The organism is Tardiphaga sp. (genome assembly GCF_025356345.1).
Classification (GTDB): domain Bacteria; phylum Pseudomonadota; class Alphaproteobacteria; order Rhizobiales; family Xanthobacteraceae; genus Tardiphaga.
In genome coordinates, this window is sequence record NZ_JANXTC010000115.1 from 1 (window position 1) to 16,477 (window position 16,477).

At 62.0% G+C, this 16,477-nt stretch carries 15 protein-coding genes, 1 tRNA gene and 1 pseudogene; 3 read left to right on the forward strand and 14 right to left on the reverse strand.

The window, feature by feature from the left end; genetic code table 11:
- Both Q0S16_RS06590 and Q0S16_RS06595 read right to left on the reverse strand, forming a co-directional pair.
- Positions 1-745 (reverse strand): TonB-dependent receptor plug domain-containing protein (locus tag Q0S16_RS06590; RefSeq protein ID WP_295846225.1); only part of this gene is annotated, 745 nt, incomplete at its 3' end.
- Positions 746-967: 222 nt separating this feature from the next.
- Positions 968-1,210 (reverse strand): hypothetical protein, encoded by a 243-nt coding sequence (locus tag Q0S16_RS06595; protein WP_295846228.1) that lies wholly within the window; start codon positions 1,208-1,210, stop codon positions 968-970.
- Between the two features lie 394 nt (positions 1,211-1,604).
- On the opposite strand from Q0S16_RS06595, the gene Q0S16_RS06600 reads away from it, so the two are divergent.
- Both Q0S16_RS06600 and Q0S16_RS06605 read left to right on the forward strand, forming a co-directional pair.
- Positions 1,605-2,762: an efflux RND transporter periplasmic adaptor subunit gene (locus Q0S16_RS06600; protein WP_295846230.1), complete on the forward strand. Its 1,158-nt coding sequence runs from the start codon at positions 1,605-1,607 to the stop codon at positions 2,760-2,762.
- Between the two features lies 1 nt (position 2,763).
- A complete protein-coding gene (locus Q0S16_RS06605) occupies positions 2,764-5,922 on the forward strand; it encodes a multidrug efflux RND transporter permease subunit (RefSeq protein ID WP_295846232.1) in 3,159 nt (1,052 codons plus the stop codon).
- A 66-nt stretch (positions 5,923-5,988) separates the two neighbouring features.
- Here Q0S16_RS06605 and Q0S16_RS06610 read toward each other — a convergent pair whose 3' ends face one another.
- Positions 5,989-6,717: a spermidine synthase gene (locus Q0S16_RS06610; RefSeq protein WP_295846234.1), complete on the reverse strand. Its 729-nt coding sequence runs from the start codon at positions 6,715-6,717 to the stop codon at positions 5,989-5,991.
- Between the two features lie 231 nt (positions 6,718-6,948).
- Here Q0S16_RS06610 and Q0S16_RS06615 point away from each other — a divergent pair, with 231 nt between their 5' ends.
- Positions 6,949-7,359, forward strand: a complete 411-nt coding sequence (locus Q0S16_RS06615) for a response regulator (RefSeq protein ID WP_295846236.1) — start codon at positions 6,949-6,951, stop codon at positions 7,357-7,359.
- An 11-nt stretch (positions 7,360-7,370) separates the two neighbouring features.
- Here Q0S16_RS06615 and Q0S16_RS06620 read toward each other — a convergent pair whose 3' ends face one another.
- The 11 genes and pseudogenes from Q0S16_RS06620 to Q0S16_RS06670 form a co-directional block, all read right to left on the reverse strand.
- A complete protein-coding gene (locus Q0S16_RS06620; protein ID WP_295846237.1) occupies positions 7,371-7,691 on the reverse strand; it encodes a PilZ domain-containing protein in 321 nt (106 codons plus the stop codon).
- Positions 7,692-7,700: 9 nt separating this feature from the next.
- On the reverse strand, positions 7,701-8,582 hold the full coding sequence (locus tag Q0S16_RS06625) for a protein-glutamate O-methyltransferase CheR (protein WP_295846238.1): 882 nt from the start codon (positions 8,580-8,582) through the stop codon (positions 7,701-7,703).
- A gap of 172 nt (positions 8,583-8,754) precedes the next feature.
- Positions 8,755-10,446: a methyl-accepting chemotaxis protein gene (locus tag Q0S16_RS06630; protein ID WP_295846239.1), complete on the reverse strand. Its 1,692-nt coding sequence runs from the start codon at positions 10,444-10,446 to the stop codon at positions 8,755-8,757.
- A 424-nt stretch (positions 10,447-10,870) separates the two neighbouring features.
- On the reverse strand, positions 10,871-11,047 hold the full coding sequence (locus Q0S16_RS06635; RefSeq protein WP_295846240.1) for a hypothetical protein: 177 nt from the start codon (positions 11,045-11,047) through the stop codon (positions 10,871-10,873).
- Positions 11,048-11,219: 172 nt separating this feature from the next.
- Positions 11,220-11,293: transfer RNA gene (locus Q0S16_RS06640), tRNA-Gln, on the reverse strand.
- A gap of 189 nt (positions 11,294-11,482) precedes the next feature.
- Complete coding sequence (locus tag Q0S16_RS06645) at positions 11,483-12,892, reverse strand: cytosine permease (RefSeq protein ID WP_295846242.1); 1,410 nt, start codon at positions 12,890-12,892, stop codon at positions 11,483-11,485.
- A 69-nt stretch (positions 12,893-12,961) separates the two neighbouring features.
- Positions 12,962-13,915, reverse strand: coding sequence for a catechol 2,3-dioxygenase (locus Q0S16_RS06650; RefSeq protein ID WP_295846244.1), 954 nt, complete (start codon positions 13,913-13,915; stop codon positions 12,962-12,964).
- A gap of 154 nt (positions 13,916-14,069) precedes the next feature.
- Positions 14,070-14,918 (reverse strand): hypothetical protein, encoded by an 849-nt coding sequence (locus tag Q0S16_RS06655; RefSeq protein ID WP_295846246.1) that lies wholly within the window; start codon positions 14,916-14,918, stop codon positions 14,070-14,072.
- A gap of 12 nt (positions 14,919-14,930) precedes the next feature.
- Positions 14,931-15,623: a 4-carboxy-4-hydroxy-2-oxoadipate aldolase/oxaloacetate decarboxylase gene (locus Q0S16_RS06660; RefSeq protein ID WP_295846247.1), complete on the reverse strand. Its 693-nt coding sequence runs from the start codon at positions 15,621-15,623 to the stop codon at positions 14,931-14,933.
- Entirely contained in the window at positions 15,620-16,354 is a 735-nt protein-coding gene (locus Q0S16_RS06665; protein ID WP_295846248.1) for a PIG-L deacetylase family protein, read from the reverse strand. Before Q0S16_RS06665 ends, Q0S16_RS06660 begins: the two co-directional genes overlap by 4 nt.
- A 12-nt stretch (positions 16,355-16,366) precedes the next feature.
- Positions 16,367-16,477 (reverse strand): annotated as a pseudogene (locus Q0S16_RS06670) (2-pyrone-4,6-dicarboxylate hydrolase); the annotation flags it as partial.

Genomic DNA, 16,477 nt, shown 5'->3' on the forward strand with positions numbered 1-16,477 from the left:
TCTCGGCCTTCTGGAAGTTGGTGTCCGTGGCCTGCTTGGTGACGATGTTGATGGCACCACCCGCGGTGCCGCGCCCAGCGAAGGATGACGCCGGACCGCGCAGGATCTCGACCTGCTCGGTGAAGAAGTTTTCACGAATGCTGACGGCCGGATCGCGAATGCCGTCGATGAAGACGTCGTTGCGGGCGTCGAAACCACGAATGAAGAAGCGGTCGCCGAAGGCGTTGCCGCCCTCGCCGGTGCCGAGCGTAACGCCGGCGGTCGAACGCGCGACGTCCCTGAGGCTGGTAGCATTCTTGTCTTCGAGGATTTCCTTGGTCAGCACCGTCACCGTGCGCGGCGTGTTGAGCAGCGGCTCACTGAACTTGTTGCCGGCGAGGCGATCGCTCTTGTACGGCGCCGAGGGATCGGCATAGGGGTTGCGGTCGCCGACCAGCCCGCCGGCATTCGGAAACGGCACGGGCGCGACTTGCGCCTGCTGGGTCCGGCGCGCGGCGCGACGCAACGCGCTGCGAGCGCGCATCGCGTCCGGCGCAGGCTTCGATGTCGCGGGACGCGGCCGGGCGACCGGGGCATCCACCGTGACCGGCGGCAGGCTGGACTGCTGGGCTTCCGCACCGCTGAACGAAGCGACCGCGATCAGGCCGGCGACGGCCGACACCTTGCGACCCGAATGGTTGTTGGTCTCGTTGGACGCGTAAACCGACGCCGAACGCAGCGATCGTGGTGCCTTGGCCTTGCTCATTGAATTCCCCCGCGAAGTGTACCGCAGTAACGCTGCGATGAATGATCCCGGAGGTCGGAGTATCGATTGAAAAAATACCGGTCAATGCGATATGGCGACAATGCGTCGCCAACACATTTGAATACATCCAGTTCATATCCGTTCTAATCTTCGATGCTTAAAATAACGACTACGTAGCTACAGCGCAGGCGTTTTAAAAACGTTCTAAAGCGAGTTTGGTTGTCACTCCTCGACGCTCGGCGCCTTCATCAGCGAGAACATTTCATCGACGGTCCGCAGCGCGGCGTGCCGGACTCGGTCGGCATTCTCCATGCCGGCGATGTTGACACCACGAACCACGGCACGGATCTCATCGCGATAGTCGGAGAGAAACCGCAACGGATCGGACGTGTCATTGGCCACCCGGGCAATCAATCCGGTGATCAGAAGCTGGCAGGCGATCATTCGTCCGTTGAGTTCGTCCATCGTGGGCTCCGTCGATTGCGCGAGTTGGTCGATCAGCCGGTGCTATGGCGGAGATGATGGCGAGATACAACTATCAACCGGCGGAGTCGCTGACAGGGCAGCGGTCATGCAACAGAACGAAAGCAGGCAGTCACCGACGAAGGGCAGACATCCCGGCCCATGGTCCCTGTCCGCCAATGTCCCGCTGCAACCACGCGCGAATGGGGCCGCGCGCCACGCCCGGCGAATGGACCGCGACAGCGGCACATGAAGATTTGGCAATGATGGGACGTTTCAAGCAATCTTGTATTTACAGCTTGGTGCGGCGCACTTAACTGCTTTCGAAACATTCTAAAAGCACACAGTTTTACTGTCTGGTTGAATAACGTTTTCCCGAACAGCTTTCCGGATCGTCATGGCCGCTTCACAACTTTCTCGCTGGGTCTTCCCCGTCCTTGCCGCGCTGGTGCTGGTGGGAGGGTACGGCGCCTGGCGCCACTACGGCGGTGAGGCAAAGACCGGACAGGCCAAAGCCCCGGCCCCCGCCATTCCCGTCAGACTGGCATCGGTCGAGAAGACCGACTTTCCGGTCTACCTTACCGGGCTCGGCACCGTGCAGGGCTTCAACACGGTGGTGGTCCGCACCCGTGTCGACGGCCAGATCGACAAGATCGCCTTCAAGGAAGGACAGCTGGTCAAAGAGGGCGACGTGCTCGCCCACATCGATCCCCGCTCGTTCCAGGCGGCGCTGGACCAGGCCAAGGCGAAGAAGACCCAGGACGAAGCCAATATCGCCAATGCCAACCGGGATCTGCAGCGCTACACCAAACTCGGTGAATTCGCGACCAAACAGCAGACCGACACCCAGCGCTCCACGGTGGAACAGCTCACCGCCCAGCTTGCCGCTGACGATGCCCTGATCTCCAATGCCCAGACCCAGTTCGATTACACCACCATCAAGGCGCCGATCTCCGGCGTGGTCGGCTTCCGCCAGGTCGATCAGGGCAACATCGTCAATGCCGCCACCCAGACCGGCATTGTCACCATCGCGCAGATCGAACCCATCGCCGTGGTGTTCACCGTGCCGGAGCAGAACCTCGTCGACATCAACGAGGCGCAGGCCAGGCATCCGCTGAAAGCGATCGCACTGACCACCGACGGCAAGCGCACGCTGTCGGAAGGCGCCCTCGCGGTGGTCAACAACACCGTCGACACCACCAGCGGCACGGTTCGGCTGAAGGCCACCTTCGACAACAAGGATCATCTGCTGTGGCCTGGCCTGTCGGTCTCGACGCGACTGCTGGTCACAACGCTGAAGGACGCCCTGGTGATTCCCGACGACGCCGTCCAGCATGGCGCCGACGGGCTTTACGCCTTCGCCGTCGGCCAGGACAACAAGGCCGAGATGAAGAAGATCAAGGTTGGCCGTTCGATCGACGGGCGCACCATGGTCGAGGAGGGACTTGAGGCCGGGCAACGTGTGATCACCGCCGGGCAATACAAGGTGCAGCCGGGATCGGTGGTGACGACGACTGTCGCCACGTCCGACGCTTCCGCGACGAAGGCGCCTTAAGATGAAGCCCACCACCACCCACGAGAGCATCTCGGCGCCATTCATCCGTTTTCCGATCGCCACCTCGCTGCTGATGGCGGGTATTTTGTTTGTCGGCCTCGTCGCCTATCCGCAATTGCCGGTGGCCCCATTACCCCAGGTTGACTTCCCGACCATCCAGGTCGCTGCCAGCCTGCCCGGCGCCAGCCCGGAAACCATGGCGTCCTCGGTGGCGCAGCCACTGGAACGGCAGCTGGCACAAATTCCCGGCGTCGCTCAAATGACGTCGACCAGTTCGCTCGGCTCCACCGCGGTAACCATCCAGTTTGATCTCAACCGGGCGATCGACGGCGCATCCAACGACGTCCAGGCCGCGATCAACGCCGCCGGCGGCACGCTGCCGAAGAACCTTCCGAGCCCGCCGACCTACCGCAAGGTCAACCCGGCCGACTCGCCAATCATGCTGCTGTCGGCGACATCGGACACGCTGCCGATCACCGAGGTCAGCGACAGTGTCGATGCCCAGTTGGCGCAGCAGATCAGCCAGATTTCCGGCGTGGCGCAGGTCTTCATCGGTGGCCAGCAGAAGCCCGCGATCCGGATCCAGATCGATCCCGCCAGGCTGGTGGCCAAGGGCCTGTCGATGGAGGATGTCCGCAGCCAGATCGCAATCACTACCGTGGATAGCCCGAAGGGCAATATCGACGGCACTACCCGGAGCTACACCATCTATGCCAATGACCAGCTGCCGCGGTCGAAGGACTGGAACGACGTCATCATCGCCTACCGCAATGGCGGACCGCTGCGGGTGCGTGACATCGGCCAGGCCGTCACCGGACCTGAAGACGCCAAGCAGGCGGCCTGGGCCAATGGCAAGCGTGGTGTTTTTCTCGTCATCTTCAAGCAGCCCGGCGCCAACGTCATCGAGACCGTCGACAAGATCAAGGCCGCGCTGCCGCGGCTGGTGGCGGCGATCCCGCCCTCGGTCAAGGTGGGCGTACTCAGCGACCGCACCCAGACCATCCGTGCGGCGGTCGACGACGTGCAGTACACCCTGCTGCTGACCATCGCGCTCGTCGTCATGGTGATCTTCGTCTTCCTGCGCAGCGTCTGGGCCACCATCATTCCCAGCATCACCGTGCCGCTGGCGCTGCTCGGCGCCTGCGCGCTGATGTGGGTGTTCGGCTATACGCTCGATAATCTCTCTTTGATGGCGCTGACGATCTCGGTCGGCTTCGTGGTCGACGACGCCATCGTGATGCTGGAAAACATCACCCGCTACATCGAGGACGGCGACACGCCGATGGAAGCGGCGTTCAAGGGCGCCGGCGAGATCGGCTTCACCATTGTCTCGATCAGCATCTCGCTGGTCGCGGTGCTGATACCGCTGTTGATGATGGGTGGCATCATCGGCCGCCTGTTCCGCGAATTCGCGGTGACGCTGACGATGACGATCTTCGTCTCGCTGGTGGTGTCGCTGACGCTGACCCCGATGATGGCGTCGCGCTTCCTGCGCGAGGAGAAGCACGCCAAACATGGCCGGCTCTACATGATGAGCGAGCGCGCCTTCGACGCGCTGCTGCGCGCTTACACGGCCGGGCTGGACCTCGTGCTGCGCTGGCGGCTGACCACTCTGATGGTGTTCTTCGCCACGCTTGCCCTGTCGGTCTATCTGTTCGTGATCATCCCCAAGGGGTTCTTCCCGCAGCAGGACACCGGCCTGATCACGGCATCGTCCGAAGCGGCGCAGGATATTTCCTTCGCCGACATGAAGCTGCACCAGGAAGCGCTCGGCAAGATCGTGCAGGCCGATCCCGACGTCGCCAGCGTCGCGATGCAGATCGGCGGCAGCGGCGGCGCGCTCAACACCGGGCGGATGTTCATCACCCTGAAGCCGCGCGACGAGCGCAACGCCAGCGCCCAGGAGATCATCGCGCGGCTGCGACCGCAACTCGACAAGGTGGAGGGCGCTCGGCTGTTCATGCAGGCGGCGCAGGACATCCGGCTCGGCGGCCGCGCCACGCGCACGCAATTCGAATATACGCTGCAGGACGCCAACCTCGCCGAACTCAACGAGTGGGCGCCCAAAATCCTGCAGAAGATGACGACGCTGCCGCAACTGCGCGACGTCGCCAGCGATCAGCAGACCAAGGGCACCACCCTGACCCTGACAATCGACCGCGACAATGCCTCGCGGTTCGGCATCCAGCCGCAGCTGATCGACGACACGCTGTACGACTCGTTCGGCCAGCGCCAGGTCGCGCAGTATTTTACGCAGCTCAACAGCTACCACGTCATTCTGGAGATCCTGCCGGAGCTGCAGGGCCAGCTCGATACGCTGGACAAGCTCTACATCAAGTCACCGACCACCGGCGACCAGGTGCCATTGTCGGCCTTCGCCAAATGGACCACGGTGCCGGTGCGACCGCTGTCGATCAGCCACCAGGGCCAGTTCCCGGCGATCACCATCAGCTTCAACCTCGCGCAAGGCGTGGCGCTGGGCCAGGCCACCGAGGCGGTGCAGAATGCGATCCAGGAGATCAACGCGCCGTCGACCCTGAGCGGCACCTTCCAGGGCACCGCGCAGGCCTTCCAGCAATCGTTGGCCACGGTGCCGCTGCTGATCATGGCGGCGCTGGTCGTCGTCTACCTGATCCTCGGCATTCTCTATGAGAGCTACATCCACCCGCTGACGATCCTGTCCACCCTGCCCTCGGCCGGCGTCGGCGCGCTCGCCATCCTGATGCTGTTCGGCTTCGACTTCAGCCTGATCGCGCTGATCGGAGTCGTGCTGCTGATCGGCATCGTCAAGAAGAACGGCATCATGCTGGTCGACTTCGCGATTGCCGCCGAACGCGACGAGCATTTGTCGCCGGAAGCGGCGATCCGCAAGGCGGCGATCCTGCGGTTTCGCCCGATCATGATGACCACCATGGCGGCGATCCTCGGCGGCGTCCCCTTGATGCTCGGCACCGGCACCGGTTCGGAAATCCGTCAGCCGCTCGGCTATGCCATGGTCGGCGGCCTGATCGTCAGCCAGATGCTGACGCTGTTCACCACGCCGGTGATCTACGTCTATCTCGATAGGCTGTCGGAGAAAATTTCCAGCTGGGGCCGGAGCAAAGATGCGGATCGCGGTGAGTCGAGCGAACGCGAACTCGCCAAGCAGGCGGCGGAATAGAACGGTGACCTATCAGCCGTCGTCCCCGCCTGAGCGGGCACGACCGCCGAGTATCAGAGGCCAATTCTAAGCGGCGTCCTTCTTCGTGCCGACATAGACCGTGTTGGACACTTCCTCTTCGCCGCTGAGGTTCTCGAAACTCACCACGTGAGACCGCACGGCGCCGAACATTTCGGCCAGCCGCGCCTCGAACGCCGGCTCCGGCGGATCGTTCGACCACAGCGCGAACACGCCGCCGGGCTTGAGATGCGCCGATAGACTCCGGAGGCCCCGCGCCGTGTAAAGGACGGCATGGCTAGGATGCAGCAGGTTGTCGGGCGCGTGGTCGATATCGACCAGCACCGCGTCAAAACACCGGCCGGGCGCTTCTGGATCAAGGCCACCGCCTGCCGAGGTCGCCATGGTAAAGAAGTCGCCGTGCACCAGGCGGCAACGCGGATCGGCGGATAATTCCCTGCCGACGGGAATCAGCCCCGTCCGATGCCACTCGATCACTTCCGGCAGGGCGTCGATCACCACCAGGGAGCCGACCCGCGGGTTCGCCAGCGCGGCCTGCGCGGTGTAGCCAAGACCGAGACCGCCAACGACCACGTCGAGCCTGTCGTGACGCAGCGACGACAGCCCGATGTCGGCCAGGGCGATCTCGGCCGCGGTGAAGGCGCTCGACATCAGGAACTCGTCGCCGAGCTTGATCTCGTAGACATCCGTCTCCGTCCCGGGCTTGCGGCGGCGGCGCAGTGTCAACACGCCCATCGGCGTAGGACGGTAATCAAGCTCTTCAAAATGGATACTCATGTCGCACCTTGCTCACGCGCCGCGCTAGGCGGCAACCGTCAAGTTCTACCGCCGCCGACAAACGGTCATGCCAGTGCCGGGCGCGATGCAAAAGCCGAAGATGCCCCGTTCTATACATACATCCGGGGCCAGTTGTCCGATTGTGAACAGCCGGTGTGATTCGTGATCGCGGAGTCGGTAGCGGGATATTGAAGGATCCAGCCGCAGCTGAACCCTTCGCGGGGGCGCACGATGAAACACATTCTGGTCGTTGATGATGATCCGCTGGTGTCGCGGGCGATCCAGCTGACGCTGGAGCGTCACGATTTCCAAACGGTACTCGCGGACGGCGGTGTCAGCGGCCTTCACGCCCTCGAAGCCGACCGTTTTGACATCATGATCATCGATATCTTCATGCCCAATATGAGGGGTTTCGAGTCGGTCCGTGTATTCCATCAGCGCGCGCCGCTGGTGCCGCTGATTGCGATCTCCGGCTACGCCTTTGCGCAGCACAGCTCGCCGGCGCCTGATTTTCTGAGAATGGCGATAGAACTCGGGGCGACGCGATGCCTGCGAAAACCGTTCACACCGGCGGCGCTGCTCGCGGTGGTCAATGAATGCCTCGCCGAGTCAAAGGCACCGGCCAGCAACCGCGAAGGTTGATCGCGACGCTGTCAGGCTTCGACGGTGTCGTCATGCGTCGACTTGGTCGACTTCTTGGCACCTTTGGCCTTCAGGAAGCGAATAATGAGCTCTGTACCGTTCACCTTGACCAGTTCGCAGCGACGATAGGCCAGCCCGGTCGATGACAGCAACAGGAAGAATTCCTTCAGATTGAGCCCTTCGATCGAACCTTCAAAGATCAGTTCGGCATCATTGGCGGACACTGCTTTCAGCAGGCAACTGCGTCGCCAGGTACCATCAATGGCCATGATCCAGACGCTGTAGCCACGCCCAAAGGTGACTTTTTCGGGCCCAATATTCTCGGCTGCCATGGATTGACCCTACTTGCCCGCCCGCGCCGAGGTCAGCTTCGCGCCGCTGGCCATGCCCGGCACGATCGATGGCGCCGCGCGCGCATCGTTCGGCAGGTAGACACCGCGCCGGTTGGGGCAGACCCGGTATTTGTCGGTAAGGCCGACAACGGTTTTCGCCGCGCCGAGGAATAGATAACCATCCGGCTCGCTCACTTTCGCAAGCCGGTTGAAGACATCGCTCTTGGTTGGCTGATCGAAGTAGATCAGAACGTTGCGGCAGAAGATAATGTCAAATTTGCCAAGCGGCGCGAAGTCCTGCAGCAAGTTGAACTGCCTGAACTGCACCAGCGCGCGTATATCGGCGTTGAGTTGCCACATGGTCCCGGCCTGGACGAAGTGCTTGACCAGCGCCGTGATCGGCAGGCCGCGCTGCACTTCAAACTGGGTATAAAGTCCGGCGCGCGACTTCTCCAAAACCTCCGGTGAAATATCGGTCGCGACGATCTCAAGCCGCCAGCCGTTCAGCGCGGCGCCCATATCCTTCAGGATCATGGCAAGCGAATAAGGCTCCTGCCCCGTGGAGCCGGCGGCGCACCAGATTCGCAGGCTGCGCTTGCCGCCGCGCGCCTTGATCAGCTCGGGGAGCACGGTATCCTTGAAGTGATCGAACGGCGTCTTGTCGCGGAAGAAGAACGTCTCATTGGTGGTCATCGCCTCCACCACGCTGGCGATCATCGGCTCCGAGCCGCCCTTCATCTTGACCACGAGGTCGCTGATACCGGCAAGGCCCGCATCACGGGCCAGCGGCAACAATCGGCTCTCCAGCAGATACTTCTTGTCCGCCGACAGCATCAGTCCGGAACGATCCTTGAGGATTTTCTGCAAGTACTCATAATCGAAAGGTGTCATGGTATCTTTCTAATACGCAACGTCAGAAATGGCGGATGTTCTATTGGTTTCAGTCGATAGACGGCCTGTGGTACAATTTTCCGCGCGTGGCTTGCGGATATTCACCATCATCGTTCCAGACAATGACTAAGAGATCACCAAGATGAAGGGCCGTAATTGTGATGTGAACGGTCTATGCGGCGCGCACGGCGCTGAGGAAATTACCGACTTCCGCCTTCAGCCGATGGCTATCGGATGACAGCGACTGCGCGGCGGAAAATACCTGGGACGAAGCCGAGCCGGTCTCGGAGGCGCCGCGCTGCACGTCGGTGATGTTGGATGATACCTGCACCGTGCCCTGCGCCGCCTGCTGCACGTTGCGGGAAATCTCCTGCGTCGCAGCCCCCTGTTCCTCCACCGCCGACGCAATCGTCGCGGCGATCTCCGACATCCGGCCGATCGTGTCGCCGATCTCCTTGATGGCGCCGACGGATTCCCTTGTCGCCGCCTGGATGCCGGAGATCTGCGTGCTGATTTCGCCGGTCGCTTTGGCCGTCTGCTCTGCCAGCGCTTTCACTTCGGAGGCGACGACCGCGAAGCCGCGCCCCGCTTCACCGGCACGGGCCGCCTCGATGGTCGCATTCAGCGCCAGCAAATTGGTCTGGCCTGCGATGGTATTGATGAGTTCGACGACATCGCCGATCCGCGAGGCCGCCTGGGCGAGCTGAGCGACGCGGTCGTTGGTCTTGCGGGCCTGCTCGACGGCCTGGTTGGCAATGGTCGATGATTCCTGCACCTGCCGGCTGATCTCATTGACTGACGACGCCATCTCCTCGGTGGCGGACGCCACCGACTGCACATTGCTCGAAGCCTTCTCCGACGCCGCGGCGACGACCGTGGTGAGTTCCTGCGAGCGTGTGGCACTGGCCTTCAGCGTACCGGCCGAGCTTTCCAGCTGCGTCGACGCCGAAGAAACCTTGTCGACGATCTCTCCGATCAGGGATTCGAAATTTCGCGTGATGCCGTCGACGCGTCGACCCCGCTCGATCTTGGCTTCGGCTTCGACCATGCCGGCCTGATCCGCCGCCTTCTTGTCGATCAGCGCCTGCTTGAACAGCTGCAGCGCATCGCCCATCGATCCGATCTCGGTGTTCATCCCCTGATGCGGCACCGTCGCCGTGAGATCTCCGGCGCCGAGCGCCTGCATCGGCCTGACGATCGATGCGATGCCGCCGGAGACGTCCTTCACCAGGTAGATCCCGACTCCGATGCCGATGACGACGGCAACACCCATGATGACCGACAGCACGATGAAGGCGGAATCATAGTTGGCGTTGGCGTCCAGCGTGGCAATTTCGGCTCCTTTGTTGTTGAGCTCGATATCCTTGGTGAGCAGTTCGTCAGCCTTGAGCCCGATCGGATTGACCGTCTTGACGTTCATGGCATTCGCCTCGCGCGGAGCCCGGCCGACGCTGTTTCGCGACAGCTCCATCACGTCTCGCGTGCCCTTCTTGTAGGCTTCCCACAGCTGGCCCCATTCCCGGTAGATCGCCATTTCCTCCGGCGAGCTGATGACCTTTTCGTATTCGACGCGGATGGCATTGTTGCGCGTGACCACGCCCTCGAGGGTCTTTTCGCTGGCCAGCTTTTCCTCCAGCGTTTCGTCGAGCATGTGCTGCCGGATGACATTGCGGTAGGTGATGATGCCGGCGCGCAGATTGCCGAGCTCGCGGATGCTGGGCAGCCAGTTGGTCTCGATATCGACGGCATTGGCATTGATCGCCTGCATCTTGCGCAGTGCGAGCAGCCCCATCCCCGCCATGGCGATCAACAGAAATGACAGGACAACGGTGATCTTTACGCGAATGGAAAGGCTGGCGAGCATGGAAAAACACCCCTCGGTCATTGACCGTTGGTCCGCAAACTGCGGGAGACTTTGAAATGGACGGCCTCGGAACGCGGCTGAAATCAACCCGCGGCACGACATAAAATGAAATTCGGAATGTGGTTCAGCGTAGTATGATACGTACAATCTGTCGGAATTGTATGAATTCCAGGTAAACCGTCCCATCCGCAAACGCTGAGTTCACGGCAACGTTCACGGACGACTAGCCAAAGCTGAACAAAACTGATGGATTTAACGATAAAGCTGAAGCTTTCCGTCAGTCCTGATGCGTCTGCAAGGCAAAAAACTGGACACCCTGCTCAAACTTGACCATCGCCCTATGGTGGGACACGGCGGCTGGGCTGCCACGCGAATGGATGCGCATCGAACAGACGCCGTTGCGCAACGCCTCAGTCGGTAAGAGTCAGGCGGCGGCCCATTGGACGTTGTCACCGAATGGAAGATGAAGTTGATTGGCGCGCTCCGCGCGATCCTTCTTCATGAATTCGGCCTCTCTTTTTTCAAAAGCAGCCATTTCGTCCTGAGCCATCTGCATGAATCGCTCGCGCGTCGTAACCGCAATTTGCGTGTATGCCGACATTTGAAACTCCCCAGCGTCCGATGGCGCAGGTTAGATCAATACTGACCAGGCGGGAAGACTCTGAATGCAATTTAGACGCGCACGATGACGCACGATGTCGAGTTGGGAACCGCGACGTTTTCGCAGGCTGCAATCAGCCAATATCGTTGATTTTACCGCGACTTACCAAAACTGGCTGGGGAACTAGGATTTGAACCTAGACAAACAGAGTCAGAGTCTGTTGTGCTACCGTTACACCATTCCCCAAATGATTCAATGACTTAACCGAAGTCTCGAAGGAATCATCTGAAACGGACCGTGCAATCCGTTCGGCCGCGTTCTAGCCCGACCGCCGCACCTCGCGCAAGCGTCACTTGGCCCGCGCCGCAATATATTGCGATTGTGTCGACAGGGCACGAGACGGCAGGCGGTGCCGCCTCGTGCGCCGGGACAAGCCTATTCGGCGGGCTGCGCGGCGGGCGCGATGGCGGAGAACTTGTCGAGCACCAGATAGAGCCCGCCGGCCACCACGATGCCGGCCAGCCAGCTCAGGTCTGCGCCGCCCAGCAGGTTGATCGAGATCGGCCCCTGCAATGCCGGCACCAGGCCGTCCTGCACCGACCAGCCGGCGACCAGGCCGACCAGGAAGGCGATCATGCCGGCCCAGTTGATGTCGCCATAGGCGCTGGTCTCCGGCGACTTGTAGAGTTCGGCGACGTCGATCACGCCTTTCCGCTTGATGAAGAAGTCAGCCAGGATGACGCCGGCATAGGGACTCATCCACAGCAGCAGGCTGATCAGCCAGTTGTCGAACGCCTTGGCGAAGGATGGCGCGGAGATGAAGTAGATCGTCACCGCATAGCCGGCGACGCCGACGATCAAGGCCAGCGCGGTGCGCGACAGTTTCAGCCCCATGCTGAGCGCGGCCAGCGCCGCCGAATAGACGTTGAGAATGTTGCTGGCGATCGGCCCGTGCAGCACCATCAACAGCACCAGCAGGCTGGCGACCCCGCCGAACACCGCGCTGACCATCTTGGCGGGATCGGCATCGAGCGTCACCGACGCGATGGTGGCGCCGAGCACGGCGAGCCACACCGACGGCACGAACATGCCGATATAGCTGTACCAGAACACTTGTTTCGAAGAGACGCTGCGCGGCACGAAGCGCGAATAGTCCGACGCCCAGGTCACCCAGGAAATGCCCCAGCCGACGCCGACCGCGGTCATCAGCAGCGTCAACATCGCCAGATGGGCGCCCGGCGGCAGCGTGCTGGTCAGGCTCCAATTGACGACCCCGGCCTGGCTCCAGGCCAGCACGCTCATCAGCACCATGATGGCGACCGTCGCCGGCACGGTGTATTTCTCGAAGGTGCGGATCGCATAGAAGCCGTAGATGCCGATCACCACCTGCAACAACATCACCAGCGTGATGACGATGAAGTTCGCGGTCCAGCTGTCGGCGATGCCGAACTGGGCGAGGATCGCCATCGAGATCTTGACCGGGAAATAGGTGTTCACGCCGATCCATCCCAGCGTCATCACGAACATCAGGAAGCTCGGCAAATAGGCCCCGCGACGGCCAAATGCGGAGCGGCTCAGCACCATCTGGTTGACGCCGGTCTTGTGGCCCATCACCGTGAAGGCGCCGAAGATCGCACAGCCGAACAGATTGCCGATCACGATGACGGCGATGGTTTCGATCAGGCCGAGCTTGAGGATGATGCCGAGCGCGCCAAGCGCCCAGTTGACCGGCGCGATATTAGCCCCGGCCCAGATCCACATCTGCTGCGGCCCGGTGGAATCCCGGTCGGCATCGGGAATGGGCTCGATGCTGTGAATGTCGGCCCGCAACTCGGAATTGGTCATGCTCGCCCCCCGCGTCAAAATCAACCTGACAGGGGCTGAGCAAGACGCGTACCAGAGTAATCGACGCGGTTACCTCAGCGGTGGCGTGCCGTGGGTGTGGAAGGATTCGATGGTCTTCAATCCCCACGCCTGCCCCTTCTTGCGCTCTTCCTCGCTCCACACGATAGGCTTCCAGTCCGGGGCCAGGATCAGTCGCGCGCCGGCATTGGCGACCTCGACACGGTTGCCGCCGGGCTCGTAGACATAGAGGAAGAAGGTCTGCTGGATGGCGTGCTTGTGCGGTCCGGTCTCGATATGCACGCCGGCCTCGAGAAAGATGTCGGCGGCGCGCAATACGTCTTCGCGGCTGTCCAGCGCGTAAGTGACATGGTGAAAACGGCCTTTGGTGCCGGAATGGTCGCGCGAATAGGCGAAGTCATAGCTCTTGTTCGACATGCTCATCCACATCGCCGCCTCGGAGCCGTCATTAAGGACGATCTGCTCGGTCAGGCGGCAGCCGAGATAATCCTCGAAGAAGATCCGGTTGGCCTTGATGTCAACCGCCAGGCAATTGAGGTGATCGAGCCGCCGCACATTGCAGCCGCGGGCCGGAAAGCGCTGTGCCTGGTTTTTCAAGGCCGGCTTCAGCTCCGGCGGGGCCTCATACCATTCGGTCTCGTAATAGAGTTCGACGATATGGCCATCGGGATCGCGGCAGCGATAGGCCGGGCCGTGGCCGAGGTCGCCATCGGTCCAGCCGATCGCAAACTCGCTGCCCCGCAGCGCGGCTACCCGACGCTCCAGCGCCTGCGGGCTGCGCGCCCGCAGCGCCATGTGCTCCATGCCCGAGGTGTGCGACGCCGTCAGCTTCAGGGAATAGCGCTCATAATCGTCCCAACCGCGCAGATAGACGGAGTCGCCCTTCTGGCCGCTGACGGTCATGCCCATCACGTCGACAAAAAATTTCAGGCTCTCATCCGGCTTCGGCGTCAGCATCTCCATATGGCCGAGATGGGCGAGGTCGTAGATCGGTTCGGGGGTCATGATTATCTCCAATGCCAAAGGCCGTCATTGCGAGGTCAAGGAAAGCCTGCGGCTTTCCTCTTAGCGAAGCAACGCGGCAATCCAGCGGGCCGCCAGCGAAGGCTGGATTGCTTCGTCGCAAGGGCTCCTCGCAATGACGGCCGAGAGGTCGGCGTTATCTCAGAGCAAGCGTCACGTCGTCATACAACTCATCGACCGTGTAGACGCGCGGGATCAGGCACTGCTGCGCCGAATACTTGATGATCGTCTCCAGCGAGCGCGTCAGTTCGTCGTCGGTGAACGACGGCGACTGACCCACGGCCGCCGCCCTGCTCTCATGCAGCATGCGGTGCACTTCCCGCACGATGTCCGGATGATTGTCGGACAGATCCTTGCTGACGACCGTCACATGGTTGACCGGCACCACGCCGTGCCGGACGAACCACGCCTGCTCCTCGGCTGCTACATCGGGAAACAACCGCCGCAGCCGCGCGTCATCGCTCTTCTCACCGAGCACGGCGTCGAGCTCGCCATCCAGCAGCATCCGGATGATCGCCTTGCCGGCCGGCGCCTTGGTGCTGGTGTCGATATATTCAGCAACATGCGGATCCTCGAAGGTGATCCAGTTGATCGCGTCGAGATCGACGCCATAATCATTGGCAAGAATGCCGCGCAGCCAGGCGCCCGTCGTGGTGGTGAAGGAGCGAATCCCGACGAGCTTGCCCTCCAGATCCTTTGGCGTCGCGATCTCTGCCGCCGGGTTGGTCACCGCAAAACCATGCTGAAACCGCGCCATCATCACGTCCGGCAGCAGCTCCATCGGCTTGTCATAGGCCTTGGCCATCAGGAACGTGACGATCGCCAGTTCGGAGACATCGAACGCGCCGTCGCGGACCATCGGCTTGAAACCCTTGTTGGTCGGCGTGTACGCAGCGAATTCCATCTCGACCAAATCGGACGTCACCGCGCCTGACTTCAGCGCCGCGGTGTGCGGATGATCGCCCAGCAGGACGCGCAGTTTCATCATCGCCCTGCCCTACACGTCTTCGGGTTTGTCGACATAGACGAGACCGGCCTTCGCGAGCCCCTCGCGCATGCTGTACATGTCGAGGCCGAGCACGCCGGAGGCGAGCATCTGCCGCTTGTTCTCTTCCAGGGCCGCGCGCGCTTCCGCCTTGTCGGCGACGTCGGCGGCGGCGTTGCGCGGGATCACCAGGACGCCGTCTTCATCGGCAATCACAACGTCGCCCGGGTTGACCAGCGCGCCGGCGCAGACCACGGGGACATTCACCGCGCCCAGCGTCGCCTTGACGGTTCCCTTGGCGGAGATCGCCTTCGACCACACTGGAAAGCCCATTTCACGCAGCGTCTTGATATCGCGGCAGCCGGCATCGATAATCAAGCCAACGCCGCCACGCGCCTTCAGCGAAGTCGCCAGCAGATCGCCGAACATGCCATCGGTATTATCCGTGGTGCAGGCCACCACCAGCATGTCACCGGGGCGGCACTGCTCGATGGCCACATGCAGCATCCAGTTGTCGCCCGGCTGCGCCAGCACGGTGACCGCGGTGCCCGCCGCCTCCGCGCCCGACCACACCGGCCGCATATAGGTCTTCATCAGGCCGAAGCGGCCATAGGCCTCATGGCAGGTGGACACGCCAAGCGCGCCAAGGCGCTTGACCACATCGGCATCGGCGCGCGGGATGTTCTGAACGACGACGGGCTTCATGCCAACACCTCAAGTGTCATCGGGAACAGGCGCTGATAGGCCTCGCCATAGGTCATCGCCGCGCCGGTGTTGCGGCCGCCCTGCATGCCCCTTTGCAGCGCCACGCGCTCGTAATAGGCCCACAGATGTTTTTGCGCGGCAAGAATTTCAAACGTCTTGCGCTTGATGTCCCAGACCTCGTCGATATTCAGGATCACCTGCGGCTTGAAGTTGCACATTTCCGGTTGGTGCGGCTCGAACAAGAACACTGGCGGCGCCGAGTAGCTGTATTCTGCCTCCGGCTTGTGGCCCATCGCCTGCGCGATAATGCGGGCTTCCTGCGCGGCGGCGGTGGCGGCGGGATGGTCGACGTTGTAGGGGTCTTCCAGCGAATGGCTGAGCACAAAGCTCGGATTGAGCTCGCGATAAATGTCGATCAGCCGCTCCTTGTGCGCCTCGGTGAGGTGGAGCGGATAGTCGCCGGCGTCGAAGAACTCGATTTCGGCGCCGAGCATCTGCGCGGCGCGCTCGGCCTCGTCGCGGCGGCCCGCCTTGACCTTCTCCAGCGTCTGGCCCGGCTGCTTCCAGGCGAACTGCGACTCGCCACGCTCGCCGAACGCCATGCAGACGATCTTGACCTTGTAGCCCTTCTTGGCATGCAGCGCGATCGCACCGCCGGCACGCCAGACGAAATCGCCGGGATGCGCGGTGATCACGAGACCTGTCTTCTGCTTCGCCTTGGTGTCCGACATAAGAAATTTCCTTTACTTGGTATCGAATTCGAACAACCGCGCGGGATTATCGACCAGAATTTTCTGCTGCATGTCCGGGTCCGGCGCGAACAGCGGGATCAGATCGACGAGGTCGCCGTCATT

Coding starts and splice junctions, on each gene's coding strand:
- Q0S16_RS06605 (WP_295846232.1), top strand. CDS start 2,764: ATGAAGCCCACCACCACCCACGAGAGCATCTCGGCGCCATTCATCCGT.
- Q0S16_RS06610 (WP_295846234.1), bottom strand. CDS start 6,717: ATGAGTATCCATTTTGAAGAGCTTGATTACCGTCCTACGCCGATGGGC.
- Q0S16_RS06645 (WP_295846242.1), bottom strand. CDS start 12,892: ATGACCAATTCCGAGTTGCGGGCCGACATTCACAGCATCGAGCCCATT.
- Q0S16_RS06595 (WP_295846228.1), bottom strand. CDS start 1,210: ATGGACGAACTCAACGGACGAATGATCGCCTGCCAGCTTCTGATCACC.
- Q0S16_RS06615 (WP_295846236.1), top strand. CDS start 6,949: ATGAAACACATTCTGGTCGTTGATGATGATCCGCTGGTGTCGCGGGCG.
- Q0S16_RS06635 (WP_295846240.1), bottom strand. CDS start 11,047: ATGTCGGCATACACGCAAATTGCGGTTACGACGCGCGAGCGATTCATG.
- Q0S16_RS06660 (WP_295846247.1), bottom strand. CDS start 15,623: ATGAAGCCCGTCGTCGTTCAGAACATCCCGCGCGCCGATGCCGATGTG.
- Q0S16_RS06620 (WP_295846237.1), bottom strand. CDS start 7,691: ATGGCAGCCGAGAATATTGGGCCCGAAAAAGTCACCTTTGGGCGTGGC.
- Q0S16_RS06630 (WP_295846239.1), bottom strand. CDS start 10,446: ATGCTCGCCAGCCTTTCCATTCGCGTAAAGATCACCGTTGTCCTGTCA.
- Q0S16_RS06650 (WP_295846244.1), bottom strand. CDS start 13,915: ATGACCCCCGAACCGATCTACGACCTCGCCCATCTCGGCCATATGGAG.
- Q0S16_RS06655 (WP_295846246.1), bottom strand. CDS start 14,918: ATGAAACTGCGCGTCCTGCTGGGCGATCATCCGCACACCGCGGCGCTG.
- Q0S16_RS06600 (WP_295846230.1), top strand. CDS start 1,605: ATGGCCGCTTCACAACTTTCTCGCTGGGTCTTCCCCGTCCTTGCCGCG.
- Q0S16_RS06665 (WP_295846248.1), bottom strand. CDS start 16,354: ATGTCGGACACCAAGGCGAAGCAGAAGACAGGTCTCGTGATCACCGCG.
- Q0S16_RS06625 (WP_295846238.1), bottom strand. CDS start 8,582: ATGACACCTTTCGATTATGAGTACTTGCAGAAAATCCTCAAGGATCGT.